Raw genomic sequence first — 23,444 nt, 5'->3', positions numbered from 1 at the left:
TCATGGACAACGAACGAGAACCTTCCCCCGGACTGCGCAGGCTGCTGGCGGCGCTGGAATATCCGTCGCTGCTGATCGGCAAGCTGGCGGCCTGGCTGACCCTGCCCCTGACGGGCGCCCTGGTCTACGAAGTCACGTCCCGCTATATCTTCAACAAGCCCACTATCTGGGCCTATGACATGACCTACATGCTCTCCAGCGCGGTGTTCATGCTGGGAGCGGCCTACGCCCTGCAGAAAGGCAGCCACGTCAGGGCGGACTTCCTTCTCGCCCTGCTCAAGCCGCGCTGGCAGGCCTTGCTGGACGCCGTGATGTACGTCGTACTGTATTTCCCGGCCATGGGCCTGTTCTTCATGGTCAGCCTGCGATTCGCCAGCCAATCCTGGACACAGCACGAGCTCTATCCGCAGAGCCCATGGATGCCGCCGATCTATCCGCTCAAGGCGGTGATTCCCCTCACGATTCTCCTGCTGCTGCTGCAAGGCGTGGCCGAACTCGTCAAGGCCTGCTGGGTCATCCGGCACAACGCACCTTTCCGGAACAAGGAACCCCAATCATGAGCGATCCCGTCCTTGGCCTCGTATCGCTGCTGGTCGCCGTGGTGGGCGTGCTCACCGGTTTTCCGATGGCCTTCGTGTTCATCTTCGTGGCCCTGCTGTTCGGCTTTATGGCCATAGGTCAACAGGTTTTCAACCTGTTGACCTATCAGTTCTTCTCGCTGATGACCAGCGTCGAGCTGGCCGCCATTCCCCTGTTCCTGTTCATGGGCTACATCCTGGATCAGTCCGGCCTGATGGACCGCATGTTCCGTGCCCTGCAGATCATGCTGGGGAAATACAAGGGTTCGCTCTACATCATCGTCCTGGCGACGGCCACGCTGTTCGCGGCGGCCACCGGCATCGTCGGCGCGTCGGTGACCGTTCTGGGCGTCATGGCTGCCCCCATGCTGATACGCAGCGGGTACGACACGCGCTTGTCAGCCGGCGTGATCGCCGCAGGCGGGACGCTCGGGATCCTGATTCCTCCGAGTGTGATGCTGATCGTCATGGGACCGCTGGTCGGCATTCCCGTCTCGACCCTGTTCGCCGCCGCGGTAATCCCGGGCCTGATGCTTTCGGGAGTCTACCTGATCTATACCGTCATCCGCTGCCAGATCAACCCCAGGCTGGGGCCGCCGATTCCGTACAACGGCCCACCGCTCTCCTTTCTCGACAAGCTGAGGGAACTGTTCATCGGTGTGATCCCCATTACGGTCGTCATCTTGTCCACCCTGGGGCTCATCGTCGGCGGTGTGACCACCCCGACCGATGCGGCGGCGACGGGCGCGTTCGCGTCGCTGGTGTTGACCGCCGTTTACCGGCGCCTGAGCTGGAAAGCGCTGGGCATCGCCGTCATCCGGACGATGGAGGTCAGCGCCTTCATCATGTTCCTGATCGGCGCGGCCAACTTCTTCGGCGCGGTCTTCGCCCGCCTGGGCAGTGGCCAACTGATCACCGAGATCCTCACGTCCCTGCCGGTCTCGCCGCTGATCATGCTGCTGCTGATGCTGTTCCTGATCTTCCTGTTGGGTGGTCCGCTGGAATGGATTCCCATCGTCCTGGTGGTCGTTCCCATCCTGCTGCCGGTCGCCCACAACCTGGGCTTCGACATCCTCTGGTTCAGCATCCTGGTCGCCGTCACTTTGCAGACCTCCTGGCTCACGCCTCCTCTGGCGTTGTCCTCGTACTTCCTCAAGGGGGTTGTGCCGCAATGGAGTATGAAGGACATCTACCTGGGCATGATCCAGTTCGTCGGACTGCAGGCGCTTGTCGTCCTGTTGCTCATCAAATTCCCGATCCTGGTCCATTGGCTGCCGCAAGTCACTGGGCTGGCGGATTGACGTAGCCATTCTTACGGAGGGTGAGCCATGGCGTGACCCAGCGTGTCCAATCTGTTTCTCTCAAGGAGACCATCATGATTCGTATTTTCAAAGCCAGGTTCGCTGGCATCCTGTGCCTCTCGGCCGGCCTGCTGATGGGCACGCCCGCCATGACCCAGGCGGCGGACCAGAAAGTCTACAAATTTTCCATCCAGACAGCGGTGCCGAACGCCAGCCTGTATTTCAAGCTGCTGGAGCAGTTTTCCAAGCAGGTTGATCTGATGTCCGGCGGACGTCTGAAAGTCGAGGTGCTGGCTGCCGGGGCCGTCGTGGGACCTTTCGAAATCCTGGATGCGGTCAGCAACGACGTGGTGAAGGCAGGTTACGTCTGGCCCAATTATTTCTCCGGCAAGAATTCCGCATTCGTGCTGTTCTCGAACGCGCCGGCCAGCACGGGCCTGGACCAGACCAGCATGGTTGCGTGGTACTACAAGGGGGGAGGGGAGCAGCTCTACAAGGAACTCCTGGAAGACGTGATGCACTACAACGTCAAGGCCTTCCTGATGCAACCCATGGGGCCTGATCCCCTGGGATGGTTCAAGAAGCCGATCAAGGACGTCGAGGAATTCAAGAGTTTCAAGTACCGCTCGCCTCCGGGCATCCCGGGCGAGACCTACCAGGCCATGGGCATTTCGGCTGTGGGCGTGCCCGGCGGCGACATCGTGCCTTCGGCACAAAGAGGAGTGATCGACGCTGCGGAATGGATCGGCCCCGCGGACGACCGCAACCTGGGCCTGCAGAAGATCTGGAAATACTACTACCTGCAGGGTCTGCACCAGCAGACCGACATTGGGCAGATCTTCATCAATGGGGACTTCTGGAAGTCGCTGCCCGACGACCTGAAGGAAATCATCCGGATTGCGGCTAAGGCCAACATTGCCGACACACTGGACGCCAATGTGTACGACAATTCCGTGGCGCTGCACGAGTTCATGGACAAGGAAGGCGTGAAGGTGTTGGACACGCCCCCCGACTACTACACGCGCTTCATCGAGGAAGAAAGGAAAGTCACGGCAAAGTACGCCGCGGCCAATCCCTTCTTCAAGAAGGTCCTGGATTCCCAGAGCGACTTCGCGAAAATGGTCTTTCCGTACCGGTCGCGCATCCTGACCCTGTACGACAACATGGTCAAGACGGCCAACGAGCAACGGCAATAACCGCCATCGCCGGCGGCGTCAGTCCAGCACGAAGGGGCGGCCCGAGACTGGCGTCGTGGCGACGGCCATGTCCTGTTCGGCCATGATGCCAGCTTCCCAGGCCAGCCGCCCCGCCTGGATGGCCCATTTGAAGGCCTCGGCCATGCGGACCGGATCCAGGGCACGAGAAACGGCCGAATTCAGAAGGACTGCATCGAAGCCGAGTTCCATCGCTTGAGCGGCGTCCATCGGTGAACCGATGCCGGCGTCGACGATCAGAGGCGCATCCGGCAGACGCTCGCGCAAGGTGCGCAGCGCTGGCGGATTGATCAGGCCCTGGCCGGAGCCGATGGGCGCGGCCCAGGGCATCAGAGCGACGCAGCCAGCGTCCAGCAGGCGCCGGCAGACAACCAGGTCGTCCGTGCAGTAGGGGAAGACCTGGAAGCCTTCGCGCGCCAGCGTTCCGGCAGCCGCGACCAGTTCGAAGACGTCCGGCTGCAGCGTGTGCTCGTCCCCGATGACCTCCAGCTTGATCCAGGATGTATCGAAGATTTCTCGCGCCATGCGAGCCAGTGCGACTGCCTCGGCCGCCGTGCTGCAGCCTGCCGTATTCGGCAGTAAATGGCATCCCAGATCCCGGAGCATCGAGAAAAAGAGTTGTCCGCCGCAGGCGCCGGCTGCTGACTGGCGCTTGAGGCCGACTGTGACGACCTGGGCGCCGGATGCGCGCACGGCGTCCAGCATGATTTGCGGGGAAGGGTAGGCAGCCGTTCCGAGGAGGAAGCGGCTGTCGAGTTCACGATCGGCGATTTTCCAGCTCATGGCGTTCAACCTCCGACGATGGGGGTGAATGTAGTGATGTGGTCTCCCGCTGACACGCGGGTCCGTTCCCGCTGGGAACGAGAGACATGGTTGCCGTTGAGCGCGGTGGCCAGTGGCATGCCGTCCGGCATTCCACCGGGTACCAGCAGAGCCAGGGCCTGCCGCAGGGTAGAGTCCTCGGGCACGGTGCGGGCATCTCCATTGAAGTAGATCGGAATGATGTTCATGCAGCGGTGGCTCCTCGGGAAGGGAAGGGTATGCCGGCCTGGATGATCGCGCGCTCGGCCATGGCCGGTGCGATCATCCATCCATGACGGAATAGGCCGTTGATGCGGGTCAGGCCCGATGCTTGTTCGATCCGGGGCAGGTTGTCGCGCAGGGCCGGGCGCAGGTTGGTTTCCATGTGCACGATGCGCGCTTCGGCCAGGCCAGGCAGCACGCTGTGCGCGGCTGCCAGCAGTTCGACCGTGGTGCGCAATGACACGGGGGAGCGGTCCTCGCTTTCGATTTCGCTCGCGCCGATGACGAAATGATGGTCGCGACGCGGCACGATGTAGACGCGATGACGCGGGTGCAGCAGACGCACGGGCCGCGCCAGCCGGACGTTCCGATTCTGCACCAGGAAGATCTCTCCCCGGACGCCGCGTACATCCATGCAGCCGGCGGCGGGGCCTTTCGCGGGACGCTGTCCCAGGCCGCGCACGTCGAACACATGATCGAAGACATGCCGCAGTCCGCCAGCCACGAGAAAGCCGGTGCCCACTTCTTTCACCGTCCGGCTCCAGCGCCAGTCGGCCGTCTTCGCCCCTTCGTACAATGCCGGCATGAGTTGCGTCGGATCGATGGCCCCCTCGTGGGGCAGGAACCAGGCCAGAGAAGGGCCGTGGACGTCCGGTTCCAGCTCGCCCAGGGACTCGGCGTCCAGCGGCCGGGGTCGGTGGGGTTCTGGTGCCTTGCGCTCGATGAGGTCCACCAGGCGGCGCGCGGCCCCGCCGTCGCCGCGATGCGCCAAAAGCAGGCTGCCGTGGCGGGCGAAATCGGGGGCGCCGGGCAGCGCAGCGACAATCTCCGACCACATCTTGATCGAATCCAGGCCGTCCTGGAAGACCTGGAGGTCGGAGCATTCGAGTTCGGCGGACGGTGAGAGCATGCCCGCCGCCGTCCATCCGGCGGCGCCCCTGGCTTGCGGACCGTCCGCCGGATCGAAGATAGTCACTCGATGGCCTGCACGAACCAGTCTCCAGGCCAGTAGCCGTCCGAGTACGCCAGCGCCCGCGATTCCGATTTGCATCATAAACCTAGCTAAAAATTCTAAAATCGGTACAATAAGTTCCTGTTATTGAAATATAAGACCTAGAACCCCATGCGTCCAGTCGAACTTGCCCCCATGCCGACCAAATTGGATGGCGACACTCCCGCCATTCGCCTGTTCGCGCTCCTGGAAGTGATCGCGGAAAAGGACCAGTACTTCTCTCTCCAGAGTCTGGTAGAAGAACTGGGGCTGCCCAAGCCCACGCTGCACCGCATGCTGCAGCAGCTCGACAGCGCCGGCATGATCCAGCGCGACGGGGATGGTCGCCATTACAGTACCGGCGTACGCTTGCGGCGGATCGCGGAAAACCTGCTGCTGAATAACACCGTGCACGGCGCACGCCGCAACGTGCTGCGCACTCTGGTATCCGAAGTTGGCGAAAGCTGCAACATCACCAGTTGCGCCAGCAGCGAGGTTCTTTACCTGGACCGTGTGGAAACACCGGCGCCCTTGCGTTTCTATCTGCATCCCGGGTCCCGGGTGCCCCTGCATTGCTCTGCCAGCGGAAAACTCTTCCTGACGCAGATGACGGCCTCGCAGCGCAAGCGTCTGCTGGTGCCGGGCACGCTCGAGAAGTACACGGAAAAGACGATCACCGACCCGCAGGCGCTGGAGGCCGAGCTGCGACGGGCCTCCAAGGACGGCTACGCCCTGGACAACGAAGAATTCCTGCCTGGCCTGACCTGCGTCGCCATGCTGGTGCCGATGCCGTCGGGCAAGTCCAACCTGGGCATCGCCATCCAGGCGCCAACGATCCGGTTCCAGGCAGAGCGCATCAAGTCCTGCCTGCCTGCGCTGCGCCGCGCTGCGCAGGCATTGGCGGACATCGAGGCCGGCAGCTATCCGGAGCGCAGCCCAACCCGGCAGCGGGCCACATCGTGAAGCGTCTGGTCGACACGGACCTGGGCACGACACGACTGTCCGTGCGCGACAGCTTCGGCCTGGACAGCGACCTCGAGGTCATGGCGTTCGCCGAACCCGGCGAGCATGTGCCCGAAGCCGATCCGAACTACCACTTCGACCCGGACACGACCCTGGCTATCCTGGCCGGGTTTTCGTGCAACCGGCGCGTCCTGATCCAGGGAATGCACGGTACGGGCAAGTCCACGCATATCGAACAGGTCGCAGCCCGCCTGAACTGGCCCTGCATCCGGGTCAACCTGGACGGCCACATCAGCCGCCTGGATCTGGTCGGGCGCGATGCCATCGTGCTGCGCGATGGCCGCCAGGTCACGGAATTCAAGGAAGGCATCCTGCCCTGGGCGCTGCAGCGGCCCATGGCGCTGGTGCTCGACGAATACGATGCGGGACGGCCGGAAGTCATGTTCGTCCTGCAGCGTATCCTGGAGCGCGACGGGTATTTCACGCTGCTGGACCAGAACCGGGTCATCGCCCCGCATTCAGGTTTTCGCCTGTTCGCCACCGCCAACAGCGTGGGGCTGGGCGACAGCAGCGGCCTGTACTACGGTGTCCAGCGCCTCAACCACGCGCAGTTGGATCGCTGGAACATCGTCGCTACCCTGAATTATCTCAGTCCCGAGACGGAAATCGAGATTGTTGCCGTGCAGGTGCCCGAACTGAACCATCCCGAAGGCCGCCGCCTGATCGCCGCCATGGTCGAAGTCGCCGCGCTGACGCGCGCCGGGTTCCAAAGCGGCGACCTGTCCACGCTGATGTCGCCGCGCACCCTGATATCCTGGGCGGAAAACCTGCGGATCTTTCAGTCGCCTGCCCGCGCTTTCCGCTACGCATTCTTGAATAAATGCGACGCTTCTGAGCAAGACGTCGTGGCGGAGTACTTTCAGCGCTGTTTCGACATGGATCTGGGGACGACGGCTGCCGACCCGCTCCGCGGGCATGGCGACGGCATCTGACCCCCGCGACTGGGCACGTCGCCATGCGCTGGAGGCCCGGACGGCCGCGACGGTCCGGGCACTGTCCCAGCAGCCGCGGGTGCACTTCGAAGCTGGCCGGCCCTGGAACGGCGACACCCCCTTGCCAGCCGGTGCCCCTCATCTGCAGACGCAGCCGGGGCTGGACGATCCGTCTGCCTACCGCGCACTGGCTGACGCGCTGGCCCTGCGCCTGCTGCAGTCAGACGCGCGGCTTCATCGGAATCACAGCCCCTCCCGTGACCCAGTCGCCGCACTGATTTTCGAGTGGCTGGAGCAGTGGCGCGTAGAGACTTTGGCGCCTGGGCGCTGGCCAGGCATGAATGGCAACCTGCGCCGGCGCTTCGAGCAGTGGCTGTTGCTTTTCCTGGGTTCCGGTCTGGCCGAGTCCCGGACGGGCCAACACCTGCTCTGCCTCGCCCTGATGGTCCGGAGCAAGCTGTTTGACGAATCGCTCCCGGAATTCCTGGAAGACCAGATAGAGTCTGCGCGCTATCTGATGGGACCCTTGCTGGCCGGGCCGCTGGCGCGGCTGCGCCGGCTGCGCACGGACCAGGCGGCCTACGCCCCCGAAGCGGCGAAATTGGCGACGGTGCTGGCTCAATGGTTCCAGGACATGGTCGGAAAGGAAAAGAAACGTCCGGCAAGGCGGCATACGGATTTTTCCGTGGCCCTGCTGCCACCGGAGGACGACGAAGGCGAAGCTGCAAGCCTGGCGGCGGACGGTTCGTCGTCCGCCGAGGCGGCCGGCCCGGTCTATGCCGTCTGGACACGGCGCCACGATCGGATCGTCGAAGCCGTCAGTCTGGTGCGTCCGGCCTTGCTTCTGAACTATCGCCGCCGTCTCGACGCAGAAGTCGCCCGTCTGCCCTGGTCGCTGTCCCGTCTGGCGCACGCCTTGCGGCGGCTGCTGTTCGAGCCTCAGCCTTCCGGCCGGCTGTTCGGCCAGGACGAAGGATTGATCGACGGTCGCCGCCTTGCGCAACTGGTCGGTTCGCCCGGCGACCACCGGATATTCTTTCGTGAGCGTGATGAACCCGTCGCACAGGCTCGGATCACGTTGTTGCTGGACTGCTCTGGATCGATGCGGCATCACGGCCCTCGCTTGGCGCTGCTGATGGATCTGCTGGCGCGCGTGTTCAGCCGCGCCAACGTGCCGTTTGAACTGCTGGGCTTCACCACAGGGGCCTGGAACGGCGGCCGGCCGGCTCGCGAATGGCAGGCGGCGCGCGGCCGTCCTGGGCATCCAGGCCGGCTCAATGAATTGCAGCATCTGGTCTTCTGGTCGCAATCCATGCCGCGCCGACAGGGCCGACTGGGACTGACGGCCGTCATGAAGCCGGAACTGTTCCGCGAGGGCATCGACGGCGAAGCCGTGCAATGGGCCTGCGAACGCCTGCTGGCCCAGCGGGACGAGCAGCGCAGGATTCTGTGGGTCGTATCCGACGGCGGTCCAATGGACAGCGCAACCACCTTGGCCAATCCGCCCGGATTCCTCGACGCGCATCTGCGAGAGGTGGTGCGCCATTACACGCACGAGCGCGGCGTCGAGATTCTGGCGGTCGGCGTGAACCAGGACCTGAGCGGCTATTACCCGCATTCGATCGGGTTGAACCTGGATGGTGGCGTGACCATGCAGGCGCTGCAGGCGCTGATCCGGACGCTGGTGCCGCGGCACCGATGACGCGTCAGTCCGACCGGGCCGCCTGCACGGCGGTGACGGCGATCACCTGATGGATGTCTTCCGCCGAACAACCCCTGGACAGGTCGTTGGCCGGCTTGTCCAGGCCCTGCAGGATCGGTCCCAGGGCGGTGGCATGACCCAGGCGCTCGACGAGCTTGTAGCCGATGTTTCCGGCGTCCAGGCTGGGAAAGACCAGCACGTTGGCTCTGCCTGCCACGAGGGACTGTGGCCATTTGCGCTGGGCGACTTCCGGCACGATCGCGGTGTCGAGCTGCATTTCGCCGTCGATGAGCAGGCCTGGCGCCTGCCGGCGGGCCAATTCCATGGCCTCCCGGATCTTGTCGATCTGCTGATGGGCGGCACTGCCGTGGGTGGAGAACGAAAGCATGGCGACGCGCGGTTCGATTCCCAGAAGGGTCCGGGCGCTGTGCGCCGAGGCCAGAGCGATCTCGGCCAGTTCGCGGCTGTCGGGCTCGATCACCAGGCCGCAGTCCGAGAACACCATGGCATGCCCCCCGGTAGGAAAGGGCTCATCACGCATCATCACGAAGAAACTGGACACGGTCCGCACGCCAGGCCGCCTGCCGATGACCTGGATGGCGGTGCGCACCACATCCGCCGTGGTATGGGTGGCACCCGCCACGGAACCGTCGGCATGCCCGAGCCGCACCATCAGAGCGGCGAAGACCAGAGGCTGGCGGACGGCGTCCCTTGCTTGTTCCGGTGTCATGCCGCGCGCGCGGCGCAGGGTTAGCAGTTCCTCTGCGAACGAGTCCAACCAGCCGGAATCAGCGAGCCGGACACAGTGGACGCCCGGGACGTCCTCCGGAGACTCCAGCAGAAAGACTCGGGCGATGCCGTCGGCAGCCGCCTGGCGGGCCGCTGCCCGCACGCGCGGGTCGCCCCCCTCGCACAGGACGATCCGTTTCGGGTCGCGCCGGGCGGCATCCAGCAGCATGTCCTGTGCGCGCATGGGCGTCTCCTCGAGTCCGGGTCAGGTGTAATCGCGATACTTTTCCAGCAGGCGGACGGGCTTGGAAAGTGCGTCGCGACGGAAAGGATCGCCCAGTTCCCGGGTGCACATGATTTCGATCACGGTGGTCTTGCGATCGTTCATCTGTGCGTCGATGGCCTTCTGCAGGGCGGGACCCACATCCTCCAGGCGATCGACCACGACGCCCTCGGCTCCCATGGCCCGGGCGATGCCGGCAAAGCTCTCGCTTTCCAGTTCGCCCGCCACGAAGCGGCGGTTGTAGAAGTCCACCTGGTTCTTCTTCTCCGCACCCCATTGGCGGTTGTGGAATACCACGGCCGTCACGGGGATGTCGTGTCGTACACAGGTCATGATTTCGCCCATGCTCATGCCCCAGGCTCCGTCGCCCGCATAGGACACGGCCGGACGGTGCGGTGCCGCGACCTTGGCGCCAATGATGGTCGGGAAGGCGTAGCCGCAGTTGCCCCAGCTCATGGCGGCGAAGAAGCTGCGGGGCTTCTCGAATCGCAAGTAGCTGTTGGCCACCGAATTGATGTTGCCGATGTCGGTGGATACCATCACGTCTTCCGGCATGGCCTTTTCCAGCTCGCGCAGCACCTGGCGCGGATGCAACCAGTTGCCTTCCTCTTTGCGCTGTTCCTCGATCATGTCCAGGCTGAACGGATCGCGTTCATGAGTCCAGTCCGCCAGTTCCTGCTCCCAGGCGTCCTTTTCCGACTGGATGCGGGCGGCGCGCTCGGCCTTGTTGGCGTCGCAGGCCAGCTTCATGCCGTCGATGCGGCGGAAGATCTCAGCTGCGGAGGCCTTGGCGTCGCCGCAGACGCCCACGGTGATCTTCTTGACCAGGCCCAGCATCTTGCTGTCCGCGTCGACCTGGATGATCCTGGCGTTCTTGGGCCAGTAGTCCAGTCCGTGCTGCGGCAGAGTGCCGAAGGGACCGAGACGGGTGCCCAGGGCCAGCACCACGTCGGCGTCGGCCAGCAGCTTCATGGCTGCCTTGGAACCCTGGTAACCCAGTGGGCCGCACCATAGTGGGTGACTGGCGGGAAAGGAATCGTTGTGCAGGTAGCTGTTGACCACCGGTGCGCCCAGGCGTTCGGCCAGGGCCTTGCATTCCTCGATCGCGTCGCCCATGACCACGCCGCCGCCGGAAATGATCACGGGAAACCTGGCCTCGGCCAGCAGCTTTGCGGCTGCATCCAGGCTGCGCGCGCCGCCTGGACCGCGATCCAGTGGCTGGGGCAGGGGGATCTCGCACTTGATCTTGCCGTAGAAATAGTCGCGGGGGATGTTGAGCTGGGCTGGCCCCATTTCGTCCCGGGCGCGGGCGAAGCAGCGAGCGGTGTATTCAGCCATGCGGGCCGGATGGGTGACATGGCCTTGGTATTTGGTGAATTCCTGGAACATCGGCAACTGCCTGGCTTCCTGGAAACCACCCAGACCGATCCCGGTGGTGCCGGCCTCGGGGGTGACGATGACCACGGGAGTGTGGGCCCAGTAGGCGGCGGCGATCGCGGTGACGCAGTTGCTGATGCCGGGACCATTCTGGCCGATCACCACGCCCGTGCGACCGCTGACTCGGGCAAAGCCATCGGCCATGTGGGCTGCGCCCTGCTCGTGGACCACCGGAATCAGCTTGATGCCGGCCGGAGCGAAGATGTCCATGGCGTCCATGAACGCTGAACCCATGATGCCGAAGATTTCGGTCACGCCATTGGCGACCAAGGTTTCGACAAAGGCTTCGGACGGGGTCATTTCCTGGACGCCTTGAACGACTTGGCGGGTATCGTTTGCCATTGTGTGTCTCCTGATGCGGTATGCGGAGGGCTACTTCGGCCCAATTATTTCGAATAACGAGATGATTCATTTCGATATCGTGTTATTTGGATTCTACAGAGCCTTTTTGTATTGTCAACATGAATCTCTGAATCTGGAACTGAGCGTTTCGAATGATAGATAGAGGATAAGGGTCCAGCCGGCCTATCTGGCGCCAGCGAAACGTAGTCACTGGCCCTAGACCAGTCTGAGGCGTTCTCCTAATGTGATGAACATCACGGCGCATCTCCGGCCTACGGGGCGGCGCCGCATCACATCGATCAAATAGGAGACCCCATGACACAGGACCAGTTGTATTCCATGCTTCAGGCCTTCGGCGAAGCCTGGAACCGTCACGATATCGAGGCTCTGATGGCGTGCATGCACGAAGCATGTGTTTTCGAGGGTGTGGCGGGGCCGCTGGCCTGCGGGGTGCGCCATGAAGGTCCGGTCGCCGTGCGAAAGGCATTCGAGTCGGCCTGGCAGACCATTCCCGATGCTGCCTGGCGCAATGCCCGCTGCTGGGTGTCTGGTGACCGGGGCGTGATGGAGTCGACGTTCACCGGTACGGCCGCCGATGGTTCCCGGATCGAGGCCGATATGGTGGACCTGCTGACCTTCAAGGATGGGAAGATCCTGATCAAGAATGCCTTCCGCAAGCAACGCCCCCCTTTACCTGCACAAGCCTGAATTGTTCGCGTCGGTCTCACCTAGCCCACAGGAGACATCATGGCTACTTTGACTTCAGCGTCGCCGAGCGCCCGCACGCAGGCTGTCTCGCCCGTTGCCGCGCCGCACGCTCCCAACCCCTACGATCCGCGCTACGACCCCCTGGTTTCGCCCGCGGGCCGCAATCAGCACTACGCGCCCACGTACTGGGTGGGCACGGCAGGAGATCCGCCACCCGCCGACGGCCCCATCCTCCAGGATATTGACGCAGACGTGGTGGTGATCGGCTCAGGCTTCACCGGCCTGGTGACGGCCTTGAACCTGGCCGAGGAACACGGCGTCATCCCCATCGTCCTGGAGGCCAATCAAGAATCCTGGGGCTGCACCAGCCGCAATGGCGGGCAGGGGCAGAACGCCTCGGGCCGTCTGTATCGGACGCAATGGATCGAGCGCTGGGGCCTGGAGACCGCCAAGCGCCTGGATCGTGAAATCCGCGAGGGCTTCGAATACTGGAAGAGCCTGGTGGAACGGTTTCCGTGCGACGCTCAACCCGGCGGCCACCTGTACACGGCGCACCGTCCTAAGAAAATGGCTTTCCTGGAGAACCTGTGTCGTGTCATGCGCGAGCAGTTCGGCTACGACACCCGTATGCTCAGCCGCGAGGAACTCTGGGAACGCTATGCCATGGATCGCGAAGCGGCGGGGGCGCTGCATGAGCCCGAAGGCGTCGGCATCCATCCGCTGAAGCTGGCTTTCGGCTATCTGCGCCGCCTGCGCGAGCTGGGCGTCAAGATCCATACCGGCAGCCCGGTCCTGGGCTGGGAGACAGTGGGTGGCGTCCACCATCTGCGCACTCCCGGCGGCGTCGTGCGCGCGCGCCGCGTCGCCGTGGCCACGGGGGGCTACACGCCCCAGGGCCTGCATCCGCTGCTGGACAACAAGATCATGCCAATCTTGTCGAATTCGATGGTGACGCGCCCGCTGACACAGCAGGAACGGGATGCAGCCGGCCTCAAGAGCACGACGTTCATCACGGACACGCGCACTTTGCGTTTCTATTACCGCCTGCTGCCTGACGGCTCGATGCAGATCGGCAGCCGTAGTGCGCTCACGGGCGCCGACGCGGAGAATCCCAGGCACCTGGACCTGCTCAAGCAAGGCCTGGCGCGCAAATTCCCGGCCCTGAAGGACGTGCCGATCGCGTATTCCTGGTGGGGCTGGGTGGATGTCAGCCACGACATGATGCCGCGCATTGCACAGCCGGATCCCGGCCAGCAGATTTATTATGCCATCGGCTACGGCGGAAACGGGGTGTCGTTTTCCGCGCAGGCGGGCCGGCGCCTGGCCGAGCGTGTCGTCGGCAAGGCTGGTCCCCAGTGGGATCTGCCGATCTACAACTCACCGCTCCACGGCCATCTGTTCGCACCTTTCCGCCGGCTGGGACAGGCAATGTTCTACAAGTACTACTACCTGAGGGACGAGGTGTTCTGACCGGCTCCCAGGACGCGCAAGCGCCGCATCGGACCAGGGCCGCCCTTGTGAGCGGCCTTTTCTCATCGCCGGGCTATCCTGTACTCAGCGTAACGACTGCTCGACGACCCGGGCCAGCGTGGCGATGCCTTCCGCGATCTTGTCCCGGTCGATGGACGAGAAGCCCAGCCGGATGTGCCGATGGTCCTGCGACCGGGGGTCCTGGTAGAAGACCCGACCAGGTTCAATCACCACGCCGGCCTGTAGGGCTGCCTGCGCGAGGCGGTCTGTGTCGACGTCGGGCGGCCCCTCCACCCACCAGGACGATCCGCCGTGAATCGGCCTGCCGCCGAATTGCGGCAGATGCGTCCGGACTGCTTCCTGCAGCACCTGGGCCCGTTCGGCATAGACCTGGGTCAGCCGGCGCAGCAGCGCGTGATAGTGCCCCAGCGAGATGAACAGCGCGAACGCCCGCTGCAGGTAGGCGGGTGGATGGCGGATCATCAGGCGGCGCAAGGCACGCAGTTCGACCATCAGCTCACGCGGTGCCACGATGTAGCCCAGGCGCAGCCCCGGGGCGAAGCTTTTTGACAGGCTTCCGATGTAGAGCACACGGTCGTGTTTGTCCAGGCTCTTGAGTGCCGGAGAAGGGTGCCCGTCGTAGCAGTTCTCTGTCTCGTAGTCGTCCTCGATCAGGATGCCGTCCGTGCGACTGGCCAGTTCCAGCAATGCGACCCGTCTCTCCATGGATAGCGTAGCGTTGGTCGGACACTGATGGCTGGGCGTGACGAAAATGTAGTCGCACTCTCCCAGTGCAGGCGAAGGAATCAGTCCATCCTCGTCGACCGGCAGCGACACCAAACGCCCGGTGCGGTGAGCGAAGATGTTGCGTGCGTCCGGATAGCCGGGATCCTCCATGCCGACCACGGTGTGGCCGTGGACCAGCAGGGTGGCCACCAGATAGAGCGCATGCTGGGCGCCCAGCGTGACCATGATCTCGTCTTCCTCGGCCCAGATGCCCCGCCGGGGCAGCACCTGGTTGCGGATCGCCTCCACCAGCGCCGGGTCGTCGCTGGCGATCAGGTCCGGCGCCCACATGCGGATGTCCAGCACCGACAGCGCCCGCAGGCAGCATTCGCGCCATTCCGCCGTGGGGAACTGCTTGGCGTCGAACTGGGCGTAGCTGAAGGGGTAGGGCAGGCTCTGCCAGTTGGCCGGCTTGACGATGTTGCGCTGGGAGAACGGGTGGAACACCAGGCGTCTGGACCAATCCGCGCCGGTGCGCGGCGCCGGCACCGAGGTCGGTGCGCCTTGCGGAGCGGCCTGCTGGCCGGCCATGCTCCTGGCTACATAGTGGCCGCTGCGCTCGCGGGATTCCAGGTAGCCCTCGACGACGAGTTGCTGGTAGGCGAAGACTGTCGTGTTGCGCGCCACCCCCAGTGCCCTGGCCAGTTCACGGCTGGAAGGCACCGGGGATCCCGGCGGCAGGTGCCCGCTCAGGATGGCGGACACCAGCATCTTGCGGATGCGGCCCTGCAGGCTGAGGTTGTAATCGTCGACCCGTTCGAACAGGGCCGACCATTGGACTGTGCCGACGGAGCCGCTTTCTGGCATGAATGGTGTTCCTCAGACTTTGCCCTTCCAGGGGATCATGATGCGTTCGAGATAGCGCAAAAGCAAATCGAACGAGAAAGCAAAGAATCCGATGACGATGATGCCCATGATCACGGTGTCGCTCGCCAGGTACTGGGCGGCGTTCAGCACCATGAAACCCAGTCCGCGCGCAGCCGCCACCATTTCAGCGGCCACCAGTGTCGTCCAGCCGACGCCGATGCCGATGCGCATCCCGGTGAAGATTTCGGGCAGTGCCGCCTTCAGGATGACGTGGAGGATGATCTGGCGGCTGCTGGCCCCCATGGCATAGGCGGCGTGGATCTGTTCGATGGAAACGGACTTCACCCCGGCGCGGGCAGCGATGGCCATGGGAGCGAAGATCGCAAGGAAGATAAGAAAAACTTTGGGAAACTCGCCGATCCCGAACCAGATGATGACCAGCGGCAGGTAGGCCAGCGGCGGCAGGGGACGGTAGAACTCGATGATGGGATCGAAAAGTCCGCGCATCGTGCGGTTCACGCCCATCATGATGCCGATCGGGACGGCCGTCACCAGCGCCAGCAAAAAGGCGCCCATGACCCGGCTCAGGCTGACCAGGGTATGCTGGGCCAGCGTGGAATTGGCGACGCCCTCGGTCGCGGCCTCTATGAACTTGCCGTATACGGCGCCGGGTGAAGGCAGGAAGATAGGCTTGATCCATCCCATGCCGGTGACGAGAAACCACAGCGCGATCAGCACGACCGCCGTCATGACGCTGATGTAGCCGCTGTAGCCGGCCCCTGGCGCGCCGTAGACTTTTCCGGGCTCCGCAGAATGACGCTTGCGCTTGGATACGATGGGCATGCTGTGGCTCCTGTGGTGCGATTGAGGAAGCGTCTCAGGCGCTCTTGTGGTATTCGGGATCGCCAGCGGCACGTTCGTCTCCGTAGATGATGTCCAGCACGGTTTCCCGCATCTGAATGAAATCGGGGCTGGACTTGATGGCGCGGGCGTTTCGTTCCTGCAGGAATCGCCGGTTGAAATCGAGTTCGTAGGTGTTGGTGACGCGCCCCGGACGGGGCGACATCACGATCAGCTTGGTGCCCAGGAACAGGGCCTCCTCCACGCTGTGCGTGATGAAGAAGAACATCTTGTGAGTGTGCTGCCAGACTTCGAGCAGCAGTTCCTGGATGGTCTCGCGTGACAGTGCGTCCAGCGCCGCCATCGGTTCGTCCATCAGCAGCATGGCCGGATCGCAGGTCAGCGCCCGGGCGATCCCGACCCGCTGCTGCATCCCGCCCGACAACTGGTAGATCATGTGCTTGTGGAAGTCCTGCAGGCCCACCAACTCGAGGTTCCGGGCAGCGACCTCGAAGCGCTTGTTCTTGGGCACACCGCGCAGCTTCAGCCCGAATTCAGTGTTGTCGATGACGTTGAGCCAGGGCAGCAGGGCATGCTTCTGGAATACCACTCCCCGGTCGGCGCCGGGACCGACGACCGGGCTGCCCCCGAGCAGGACTTCGCCCTCGGTCGGGGTCAGAAACCCCGCGATCACGCTGAGCAGCGTGGTCTTGCCGCAGCCGGAAGCCCCCAGGGCGACGACGAAGTCCCCTGGGGCGATTTCGAGATTGACGTCCTTGAGCGCGGTGACCGCACCGCCCATCATCTGGGAGGGGTAAGTCACGCTGACATTGCGGATGCTGAGATTGGCCATGGCGGCGGACATACGGGTCTCCTTCAAGGTGTTGCCCGGCCGCCGGGGCCTCATGGAGCGATGCCTCGGCGGCCGCGCGGACCGGTTCCGGTCCCGGGTGTTTCCGTCACTTCACGGTCTTTGCGGCTTCATCGGCGAAACCGGAGGTGACGAAGGGGGTGTAATCGCCCAGAGGCGCGTTGATCTGACGCTGGGCCTTCAGGAACTTCGCACTGGCCGTCAGGGCCTTGACGGCACCGCCCTGTGCGCCGCCGCCCAGCCAGACGTCGGACGCCTGTTCCTTCACGTCGGGGAAGAGCAGCAGGTTCATGGCACTGACGATGTCGGCGGGCGTACCGCCGATCATCTTAACGATCCCCTTGATCTCGGGCGAATCCGGCGTCAGTGATCCCTTGCGCGCGTCGAAGCCCTGGTATGACTTGGCCAGGACTTCGGTGAAGGCGGCCATGAACTTGGGATTCTTGGCCGCCCAGTCCTTGTCGACTACGATGCCGTCGAAGGTGGGAACGGTCTTGGCGCCGATTTCCTCGGAATTGGCGATCTCCTTGCCCGTCTTCATGATTTCCGTGAGCGCGGGCGGCCAGACGTAGGCGGCGTCGATGTCACCGCGCTGCCAGGCAGCCACGATCTGCGGCGGCTGCATGTTCAGGATCTGCACCTCATTGGCCTTGAGGCGCCATATATCGTTCAGGGCGAGCAGCAGGTGGAAGTGCGATGTCGACACGAAAGGCACGCCGACCTTCTTGCCCGCCAGATCCTTGGGTTTCTCGATGCCGGAGCCATTGCGCGCGATCAGCGCCTCGGATTTCCCTATGTTGTCCAGGATCCAGAAGAGTTGCATGTCCACGCCGCGCGTAACGGCCGCCGTGATGCCGGTGGACCCGAGCACGCCCACGGGCACGTCGCGCGAAGCGAACGCGCTGGAGATGTCGCCCGCCGAGCTGAATTGGCGCCAGTCCACTTCGTAGCCGGCTTCCTGGAGTGCCTTGTCGAAGCTGCCGTCGGCGATGGCGCTGACGAAGGGTCCCACGATCTGCTGATAGCCGACTACGACCTTTGTCGCGGCGAAGGCGCCGCTGCCCAGGGTGAGGGCCCCCGCGGCAACGCCCAGCATGGTCAGCTTGCGAATGAAGCGAAATGATGGTTTCACGGTCGTCTCCTTTGTGGATGACGCGCCGGATGCCAGTCCGTGGATCTGTTCCGGCGCGTCACTTGTTTGTCCATGGTGCACATAGTCCGCTAAGTAAACTAGGTCCAGTTTGCTTCGAACTTTAGAGCCAGAATATTCCGGAATTTGATCCAGATCATTCGAAAGTCGCGTAAACACTGACTAATCGGCTGCTATCGTCTGGTACAGGATGGGGAGGATCTAGGGTAAATGCTGATGCCAAACGGGTTTTTCCCGGGATTCATGGCGCCACCCCGGTTGAACGGGACGACCCGGCTGCGTCGGCTATGGGGCCAGGCGCAGCACGATCACGCCGATCACCAGGATGCAGGCGCCTGCGACGCGGGCGGGCGTCAGGCGTTCATGCAGGAACAGACCCGACACCACGATGCCGAACAGAATGGATGTCTCGCGCAATGCGGCGATGATGGCAATGGGAGCCAGGGTCATGGCCCAGAGCGCCACGCCGTAGGAAATCACGGTGCCGCAGCCGCCCAGCACGGCCGCGCTCCAATGGTCCTTGAAATGGCGTACCAAGTCGCTGGCCCGGCTGGGCAGGACCATGCCGATCATGACGGCGCCGCGCAGCAGGAAGATCCACAGTGTGTAGCTGGCCGGTGCTTGCGAGAGCCTGGCCCCCGTGCCGTCCACCAAGGTGTAGCCAGCGATCACGACAGCGTTCAGCAGGGCGAGTTCCAATCCGCCGGATTTGCGCGGCCGCGCGTCGCCAGGCAGGCCGATGCATAGGATGCCAGCGCAGATCGTGACCACGCCCGCGAGCGCGGCCGGCCCTGGGGCGTCTTGGAGGAAAAGAACGGAAACCATCGCCACCAGCATCGGCGCGGTGCCTCGCATCACGGGATAGCCGATGCTCATGTCGGCCACGCGGTAGATGCGAGCGACCAACTGCATATAAACCACCTGCAGGATCAGCGAAGCCAGCAGAAAGGGCCAACTGGCCGGCTCAGGGCGCGGCAGCCAGGGCAGACCGAGCGCGGCGAGCAGCATCGCCACACCTGCGATGCCGATGGCGCTCAGCAGCTTGTCGGAGCTACCCTTGATCAGCGCATTCCAGGCCGCATGGAAGAGGGCGGATGCCAGGACTGCGCCATAGACGAGATCAACGCTGGGCGACATGGCGGAAACGGGAGTCCGCGGAAGGGGACGGACCGCATAGGATAGCGCGAACCGGCGCTCGTATTCCGCCGTTCCGGAAGGCCGTATTCAATAATTAAATATTTTTTATGTGCTATCTAAAATGATTTGAATTTATTTATTTATAACTCATCCCTAGAATGGCCCTCGGTTTCCTTTCGCCCATGGTTCTTCAGCATGCTGCCCATTTCCGCCGTGCCGCACCCCTTGCCATCTGCCGCCGGCCGTCCCGCCGCACAGGCGCGGTCCCACGGCTCTTCGCGCACCCCTTCGCTGTGGTACGGCCTGCTGCTGGCCGCGGGCCTGGGCCTGGCGGCCTGGCTGCTGGGCGCCATGTTCCCGCTCATCGGCGGCCCCGTGTTCGGCATCCTGCTGGGCATGGCCTGGCGCAACGTGCTGGGCCTGTCCCCGGTCTTCATTCCCGGGGTGGTCTTCTGCAGTCGCCAGGTGTTGAAATGGTCCATCATCGGCCTGGGTTTCGGCCTGAGCCTCGGCCAGGTCATGAAAACCGGGGCTTCGTCCCTTGCCGTCACACTGGTTACCCTGAGCGTGGCTTTCCTGACGGCCTGGCTGCTGGGGCGCTGGCTGAAACTGGGCAGCCGCCTGAGCACCCTGATCGGCGTGGGCACCGCGATCTGCGGTGGTTCAGCCATCGCGGCAGTGGCGCCCATCATCAAGCCCGACGATCACGAAACGGCCCTGTCGATTTCCACGATCTTTCTTTTCAACATCGTCGCAGTGCTGGTGTTTCCGGTCCTGGGCCACTGGATGGGGCTAAGCGACCACGGCTTCGGCCTGTGGGCCGGTACCGCGATCAACGACACGTCTTCGGTCGTGGCGGCGGGCTACAGCTACAGCACGGCGGCGGGAGATATCGCCACCATCGTCAAGCTCACCCGCGCGACGCTGATCATCCCGATCTGCATCGTCATCGCCTTCTGGGTGGCCTGGCGCAACCAGCATTCGGAAACCCGGGTGTCCCTGGCCACGATCTTTCCCTGGTTCATCCTCTGGTTCCTGGCGGCCTCGGCAACGCGCAGCCTGGGCCTGATTCCCGAGGCGCTGCTCGAGCCGCTGCACCTGCTCTCGCAATTCCTCATCATCATGGCGCTCACGGCCATCGGGCTGTCATCCGACCTGCGCCGCATGGCCCTGGCCGGGGTCCGTCCGCTGCTGCTCGGGCTGGGCACATGGATGGCCGTGGCGCTCGGCAGTCTGGGCATGCAACTGCTCACAGGCAGCCTCTGAGCCCCCGGCGCGGGCAAACTGCGCCCGCCACGGAGAATCGTCACAAGTCCTTCGGGCCATCGCCCAGCGTTCCAGTTAAACTGGCGGGCATGAAAAAATACCCCTACGCTGAGTCCTGCGGGCCCATGTCCTCGGGGGACACCTTGCCTCTCGGGACTGCCTGGCAATGAAAAAGGCCCTGCGCGGATTCCTCTGGTTGCTGATCCTCGGCCTGGCGGCCGCGGCGGTCGCCATCGCAGCCGCCGCCTGGTGGGGCTGGAAACGCCCCGTGCCCATGCAGACGCCCGTGGTGGATTACCTCATCGATGCCGGCAGCACGCCGCACCAGATTGCCCAGGTCATGCGGGATGCGGGGATCGGCATCCAGCCCGAAGCATTCGTCTGGCTGGCCCGGCTGAGCGGCCGCGACAAATGGCTCAAGGCAGGCGCCTACGAGGCACGCCAGGGCGACACCCCATGGCAGCTGCTGGAACGCATGGCCAATGGCGACATGACCCAGACGCGCCTGACCTTCCCCGAAGGCTGGACCTTCGCCCAGATCCGGGCGGCGCTGGATGCCTCCCCGCAGGTCCGCCACGACACGCTCGGCATGGACGACCGCACCCTGTTGCAGCGCCTGGGGCTCGAGGCCGACGCGCCCGAGGGACTGTTCTACCCCGACACCTATGTGTTCGCGCCAGGCAGTTCCGACCTGGACATCCTGCGCCGCGCCGCCCAGGCGGGCCGCCAGGCGCTGGAACGCGCCTGGGCCGGACGCGACCGCGACCTGCCGCTGGAAACGCCGTATCAGGCCCTGATCCTTGCCTCGATCATCGAAAAGGAAACCGGCCATGGCGCCGACCGGGCGCGCATCGCGGGCGTATTCATCAACCGCCTGCGCACCGGCATGCCGCTGCAGACCGATCCCACCGTGATCTATGGCCTGGGGGCCGATTATCGGGGCCGCCTGCGCAAGAAGGACCTGGAGCGCGACACGCCCTGGAACACCTACACCCGCGCCGGCCTGCCGCCCACTCCCATCGCCAGTCCGGGCAAGGCTGCGCTGGAGGCTGCCGTGCATCCCGAAAAACACGCCTATCTGTATTTTGTATCGCGGGGCGACGGCACCAGCGAATTCTCCACCAACCTGGCGGCGCACAACCGCGCCGTCGGCAAATACATTCTCAAGCGATAGCCCGATGACCCGGAGCGCCTGCTTCATCACGCTCGAAGGCCTGGACGGGGCCGGCAAGAGCACGCACATCCCCTGGATCGAGGACAGGCTGCGCCGGGCCGGCGTGGACCTGCTGTCCACCCGCGAACCCGGCGGCACGCCCTTGGGGGAAACCCTGCGTGAACTGTTGCTGCACCAGCCGATGGACCTGCGCACCGAAACCCTGCTGATGTTCGCCGCCCGCAACGAGCACTGGCGCACGCGCATCCTGCCTGCGCTGGAACGCGGCCAATGGGTGCTGTGTGATCGCTACACCGACGCTTCATTCGCCTATCAGGGTGGTGGCCGGGCTCTGGGCGCGGCGCCGGTCCGCATCCTGGAGGACTGGGTGCAGCAGGGCAGGGGGCCGGATTGCACGCTGCTGTTCGACGTGCCGCTGGAAATCGCCCGCGAACGCCTGACGCGGGGCCGCGAACAGGCCGACCGCTTCGAGCGCGAAGACGCCGCTTTCTTCGAGCGCACGCGGCAGGCTTATCATGCCCGGGTGGCGGCCGATCCGTCCCGTTTTCGCGTGATCGATGCTCGCCGGGAAATCGCGGACATCCGCGCCGAACTGGGCGGAATCCTGGACGAATTGCTGCATGCCCGCGGCTACGGTACCGCGGCTGGGGAGCCGGATCCGTCATGACGCACTTCCTGCCCTGGCAACAGGCCCCAGCGCGCCGCTGGCTGGCCGCGCGGGAGCGCTTCGCCCATGCCTGGCTGATCCACGGGCTGGCCGGCTGCGGCCAGATGGAATTCGCCCTGGCGGGCGCTGCCAGCTTGCTGTGCGAAGCGCCGCGCGACGGCCTGGCTTGCGGCGAATGCCAGGCGTGCCGCTGGGTACAGGCCGGCAACCATCCCGATCTGCGCCGCATTCGGTCCGATGCCCAGGCCGTGCGCGAAGGCGCGATGGACGTCGCCGAAGACGCCAAGAAACAGCCCTCGCGCGAGATCCGGATCGAGCAGATCCGCAGTCTGCTGCCCTGGTTCAACACCGCCACGCACCGAGGTGGCTGGCGCGTCGCGCTGCTGTACCCGGCCGAATCCCTGAATACCATCGCGGCCAATGCCCTGCTGAAGATCCTCGAAGAACCCCCGGAACACACCGTGTTCCTGCTGGCGGCTCAGGCGCCCGACCGCCTGCTGCCGACGCTGGTATCGCGCTGCAGGCGCCTGCCGCTGGCGGTGCCGCCCGCCGCCGAAGCACAGGCCTGGCTGGAATCGCAGGGGGTGAAGGATGCCGCCGCGCGCCTGGCCGTCGCCGGCGGCGCACCATTGCTGGCCCTGGAGCAGGCACGGGAAGGGCGGCCCGTGACGCCCGACTGGCTGGAGCTGTTTCTGGACCAGGCTGGCAACGGGGGCGACGGCGCTGCGCTGGCCGACATGCTGCAGGCCGGCGAGCCGGCTGACTGGGTGGACGGCTTCCAGCGCCTGTGGCTGGACCTGAGCCTGGCCGCGCATGGCCTGCCGCCGCGCTATCATCCAGGACAGGCGGGGCGGATCATGGCCATCGCCCGCAAGCTGGATCCGGCGGCCCTGGCCCGTGCAGCAGACTGGCTCCGGTCGCAACGGCGCCTGGTCAACCATCCCCTCAACCCCAAGCTGCTGGCCGACCACGCCGCACGCTACTTGCTGCAGTCGGTGCAGCCCCGATAGATT

Annotated in this window: 22 protein-coding genes; 12 read left to right on the top strand and 10 right to left on the bottom strand. The window is 64.5% G+C overall.

What is annotated here, in order from left to right; translation table 11 throughout:
* Positions 1 to 2 precede the first annotated feature (2 nt).
* From ABD022_RS07690 to ABD022_RS07680, 3 genes are all read left to right on the top strand, one after another.
* Positions 3 to 560 carry a TRAP transporter small permease subunit gene (locus ABD022_RS07690; protein WP_343820746.1) on the top strand — a complete coding sequence of 186 codons (558 nt, stop codon included), beginning with the start codon at positions 3 to 5 and terminating at the stop codon, positions 558 to 560.
* Positions 557 to 1,879 carry a TRAP transporter large permease gene (locus ABD022_RS07685; RefSeq protein ID WP_343820745.1) on the top strand — a complete coding sequence of 441 codons (1,323 nt, stop codon included), beginning with the start codon at positions 557 to 559 and terminating at the stop codon, positions 1,877 to 1,879. The genes ABD022_RS07690 and ABD022_RS07685 overlap by 4 nt, the downstream gene beginning before the upstream one ends.
* Before the next feature lie 74 nt (positions 1,880 to 1,953).
* Positions 1,954 to 3,075, top strand: a complete 1,122-nt coding sequence (locus tag ABD022_RS07680; protein WP_343820743.1) for a TRAP transporter substrate-binding protein — start codon at positions 1,954 to 1,956, stop codon at positions 3,073 to 3,075.
* 18 nt (positions 3,076 to 3,093) lie between these two features.
* On the opposite strand, the gene ABD022_RS07675 is transcribed toward ABD022_RS07680, so the two are convergent.
* From ABD022_RS07675 to ABD022_RS07665, 3 genes are read right to left on the bottom strand one after another with little or no spacing between them, the layout of a single operon-like run.
* Positions 3,094 to 3,876 (bottom strand): thiazole synthase, encoded by a 783-nt coding sequence (locus ABD022_RS07675; protein ID WP_343820742.1) that lies wholly within the window; start codon positions 3,874 to 3,876, stop codon positions 3,094 to 3,096.
* Between the two features lie 5 nt (positions 3,877 to 3,881).
* Positions 3,882 to 4,103 carry a sulfur carrier protein ThiS gene (gene thiS, locus ABD022_RS07670; RefSeq protein WP_343820740.1) on the bottom strand — a complete coding sequence of 74 codons (222 nt, stop codon included), beginning with the start codon at positions 4,101 to 4,103 and terminating at the stop codon, positions 3,882 to 3,884.
* Entirely contained in the window at positions 4,100 to 5,167 is a 1,068-nt protein-coding gene (locus tag ABD022_RS07665) for an FAD-dependent oxidoreductase (RefSeq protein ID WP_343820923.1), read from the bottom strand. The genes thiS and ABD022_RS07665 overlap by 4 nt, the downstream gene beginning before the upstream one ends.
* A 72-nt stretch (positions 5,168 to 5,239) precedes the next feature.
* On the opposite strand from ABD022_RS07665, the gene ABD022_RS07660 reads away from it, so the two are divergent.
* From ABD022_RS07660 to ABD022_RS07650, 3 genes are read left to right on the top strand one after another with little or no spacing between them, the layout of a single operon-like run.
* A complete protein-coding gene (locus ABD022_RS07660) occupies positions 5,240 to 6,070 on the top strand; it encodes an IclR family transcriptional regulator (protein ID WP_425545206.1) in 831 nt (276 codons plus the stop codon).
* 5 nt (positions 6,071 to 6,075) lie between these two features.
* Entirely contained in the window at positions 6,076 to 7,062 is a 987-nt protein-coding gene (locus ABD022_RS07655) for an AAA family ATPase (RefSeq protein WP_343820921.1), read from the top strand.
* Positions 7,046 to 8,764 (top strand): cobaltochelatase CobT-related protein, encoded by a 1,719-nt coding sequence (locus ABD022_RS07650; protein WP_343820737.1) that lies wholly within the window; start codon positions 7,046 to 7,048, stop codon positions 8,762 to 8,764. The genes ABD022_RS07655 and ABD022_RS07650 overlap by 17 nt, the downstream gene beginning before the upstream one ends.
* Positions 8,765 to 8,768: 4 nt before the next feature.
* Here the strand turns inward: ABD022_RS07650 and pta are convergent, their stop codons facing one another.
* Both pta and xsc read right to left on the bottom strand, forming a co-directional pair.
* Positions 8,769 to 9,737, bottom strand: coding sequence for a phosphate acetyltransferase (pta, locus tag ABD022_RS07645; protein ID WP_343820735.1), 969 nt, complete (start codon positions 9,735 to 9,737; stop codon positions 8,769 to 8,771).
* A 21-nt stretch (positions 9,738 to 9,758) separates the two neighbouring features.
* On the bottom strand, positions 9,759 to 11,555 hold the full coding sequence (gene xsc, locus ABD022_RS07640) for a sulfoacetaldehyde acetyltransferase (RefSeq protein ID WP_343820734.1): 1,797 nt from the start codon (positions 11,553 to 11,555) through the stop codon (positions 9,759 to 9,761).
* A 315-nt stretch (positions 11,556 to 11,870) separates the two neighbouring features.
* On the opposite strand from xsc, the gene ABD022_RS07635 reads away from it, so the two are divergent.
* Together ABD022_RS07635 and ABD022_RS07630 are read left to right on the top strand one after the other, a co-directional pair.
* Positions 11,871 to 12,263 (top strand): nuclear transport factor 2 family protein, encoded by a 393-nt coding sequence (locus ABD022_RS07635; RefSeq protein ID WP_343820732.1) that lies wholly within the window; start codon positions 11,871 to 11,873, stop codon positions 12,261 to 12,263.
* Between the two features lie 39 nt (positions 12,264 to 12,302).
* Positions 12,303 to 13,733: an NAD(P)/FAD-dependent oxidoreductase gene (locus ABD022_RS07630; RefSeq protein WP_343820730.1), complete on the top strand. Its 1,431-nt coding sequence runs from the start codon at positions 12,303 to 12,305 to the stop codon at positions 13,731 to 13,733.
* Positions 13,734 to 13,817: 84 nt separating this feature from the next.
* On the opposite strand, the gene pdxR is transcribed toward ABD022_RS07630, so the two are convergent.
* The 5 genes from pdxR to ABD022_RS07605 all read right to left on the bottom strand — a co-directional run bounded on the left by pdxR (position 13,818) and on the right by ABD022_RS07605 (position 19,324).
* Positions 13,818 to 15,326 (bottom strand): MocR-like pyridoxine biosynthesis transcription factor PdxR, encoded by a 1,509-nt coding sequence (gene pdxR, locus ABD022_RS07625; RefSeq protein ID WP_343820729.1) that lies wholly within the window; start codon positions 15,324 to 15,326, stop codon positions 13,818 to 13,820.
* A 12-nt stretch (positions 15,327 to 15,338) separates the two neighbouring features.
* On the bottom strand, positions 15,339 to 16,169 hold the full coding sequence (locus tag ABD022_RS07620) for an ABC transporter permease subunit (RefSeq protein WP_343820727.1): 831 nt from the start codon (positions 16,167 to 16,169) through the stop codon (positions 15,339 to 15,341).
* Positions 16,170 to 16,203: 34 nt separating this feature from the next.
* A complete protein-coding gene (locus ABD022_RS07615; protein WP_343820919.1) occupies positions 16,204 to 17,019 on the bottom strand; it encodes a taurine ABC transporter ATP-binding protein in 816 nt (271 codons plus the stop codon).
* A gap of 106 nt (positions 17,020 to 17,125) precedes the next feature.
* A complete protein-coding gene (tauA, locus tag ABD022_RS07610) occupies positions 17,126 to 18,169 on the bottom strand; it encodes a taurine ABC transporter substrate-binding protein (protein WP_343820726.1) in 1,044 nt (347 codons plus the stop codon).
* 303 nt (positions 18,170 to 18,472) lie between these two features.
* On the bottom strand, positions 18,473 to 19,324 hold the full coding sequence (locus tag ABD022_RS07605) for a DMT family transporter (protein ID WP_343820725.1): 852 nt from the start codon (positions 19,322 to 19,324) through the stop codon (positions 18,473 to 18,475).
* A gap of 195 nt (positions 19,325 to 19,519) precedes the next feature.
* Between ABD022_RS07605 and ABD022_RS07600 the strand changes: the two genes are divergently transcribed.
* The 4 genes from ABD022_RS07600 (at position 19,520) to holB (ending at position 23,441) form a co-directional block, all read left to right on the top strand.
* Complete coding sequence (locus ABD022_RS07600; protein WP_343820724.1) at positions 19,520 to 20,590, top strand: YeiH family protein; 1,071 nt, start codon at positions 19,520 to 19,522, stop codon at positions 20,588 to 20,590.
* 166 nt (positions 20,591 to 20,756) lie between these two features.
* The gene (mltG, locus tag ABD022_RS07595) at positions 20,757 to 21,764 is read left to right on the top strand and encodes an endolytic transglycosylase MltG (protein WP_343820723.1); all 1,008 of its coding nucleotides are present in this window, start codon (positions 20,757 to 20,759) and stop codon (positions 21,762 to 21,764) included.
* Positions 21,765 to 21,768: 4 nt separating this feature from the next.
* A complete protein-coding gene (gene tmk, locus ABD022_RS07590) occupies positions 21,769 to 22,431 on the top strand; it encodes a dTMP kinase (RefSeq protein WP_343820722.1) in 663 nt (220 codons plus the stop codon).
* Positions 22,428 to 23,441, top strand: a complete 1,014-nt coding sequence (gene holB, locus ABD022_RS07585; RefSeq protein ID WP_343820721.1) for a DNA polymerase III subunit delta' — start codon at positions 22,428 to 22,430, stop codon at positions 23,439 to 23,441. Before tmk ends, holB begins: the two co-directional genes overlap by 4 nt.
* Positions 23,442 to 23,444 lie beyond the last annotated feature (3 nt).

Origin of the sequence: Castellaniella daejeonensis (assembly GCF_039523555.1) — a bacterium.
Classification (GTDB): Bacteria; Pseudomonadota; Gammaproteobacteria; order Burkholderiales; family Burkholderiaceae_B; genus Castellaniella; species Castellaniella daejeonensis.
This window is presented reverse-complemented; position numbering and strand designations above follow the sequence as displayed.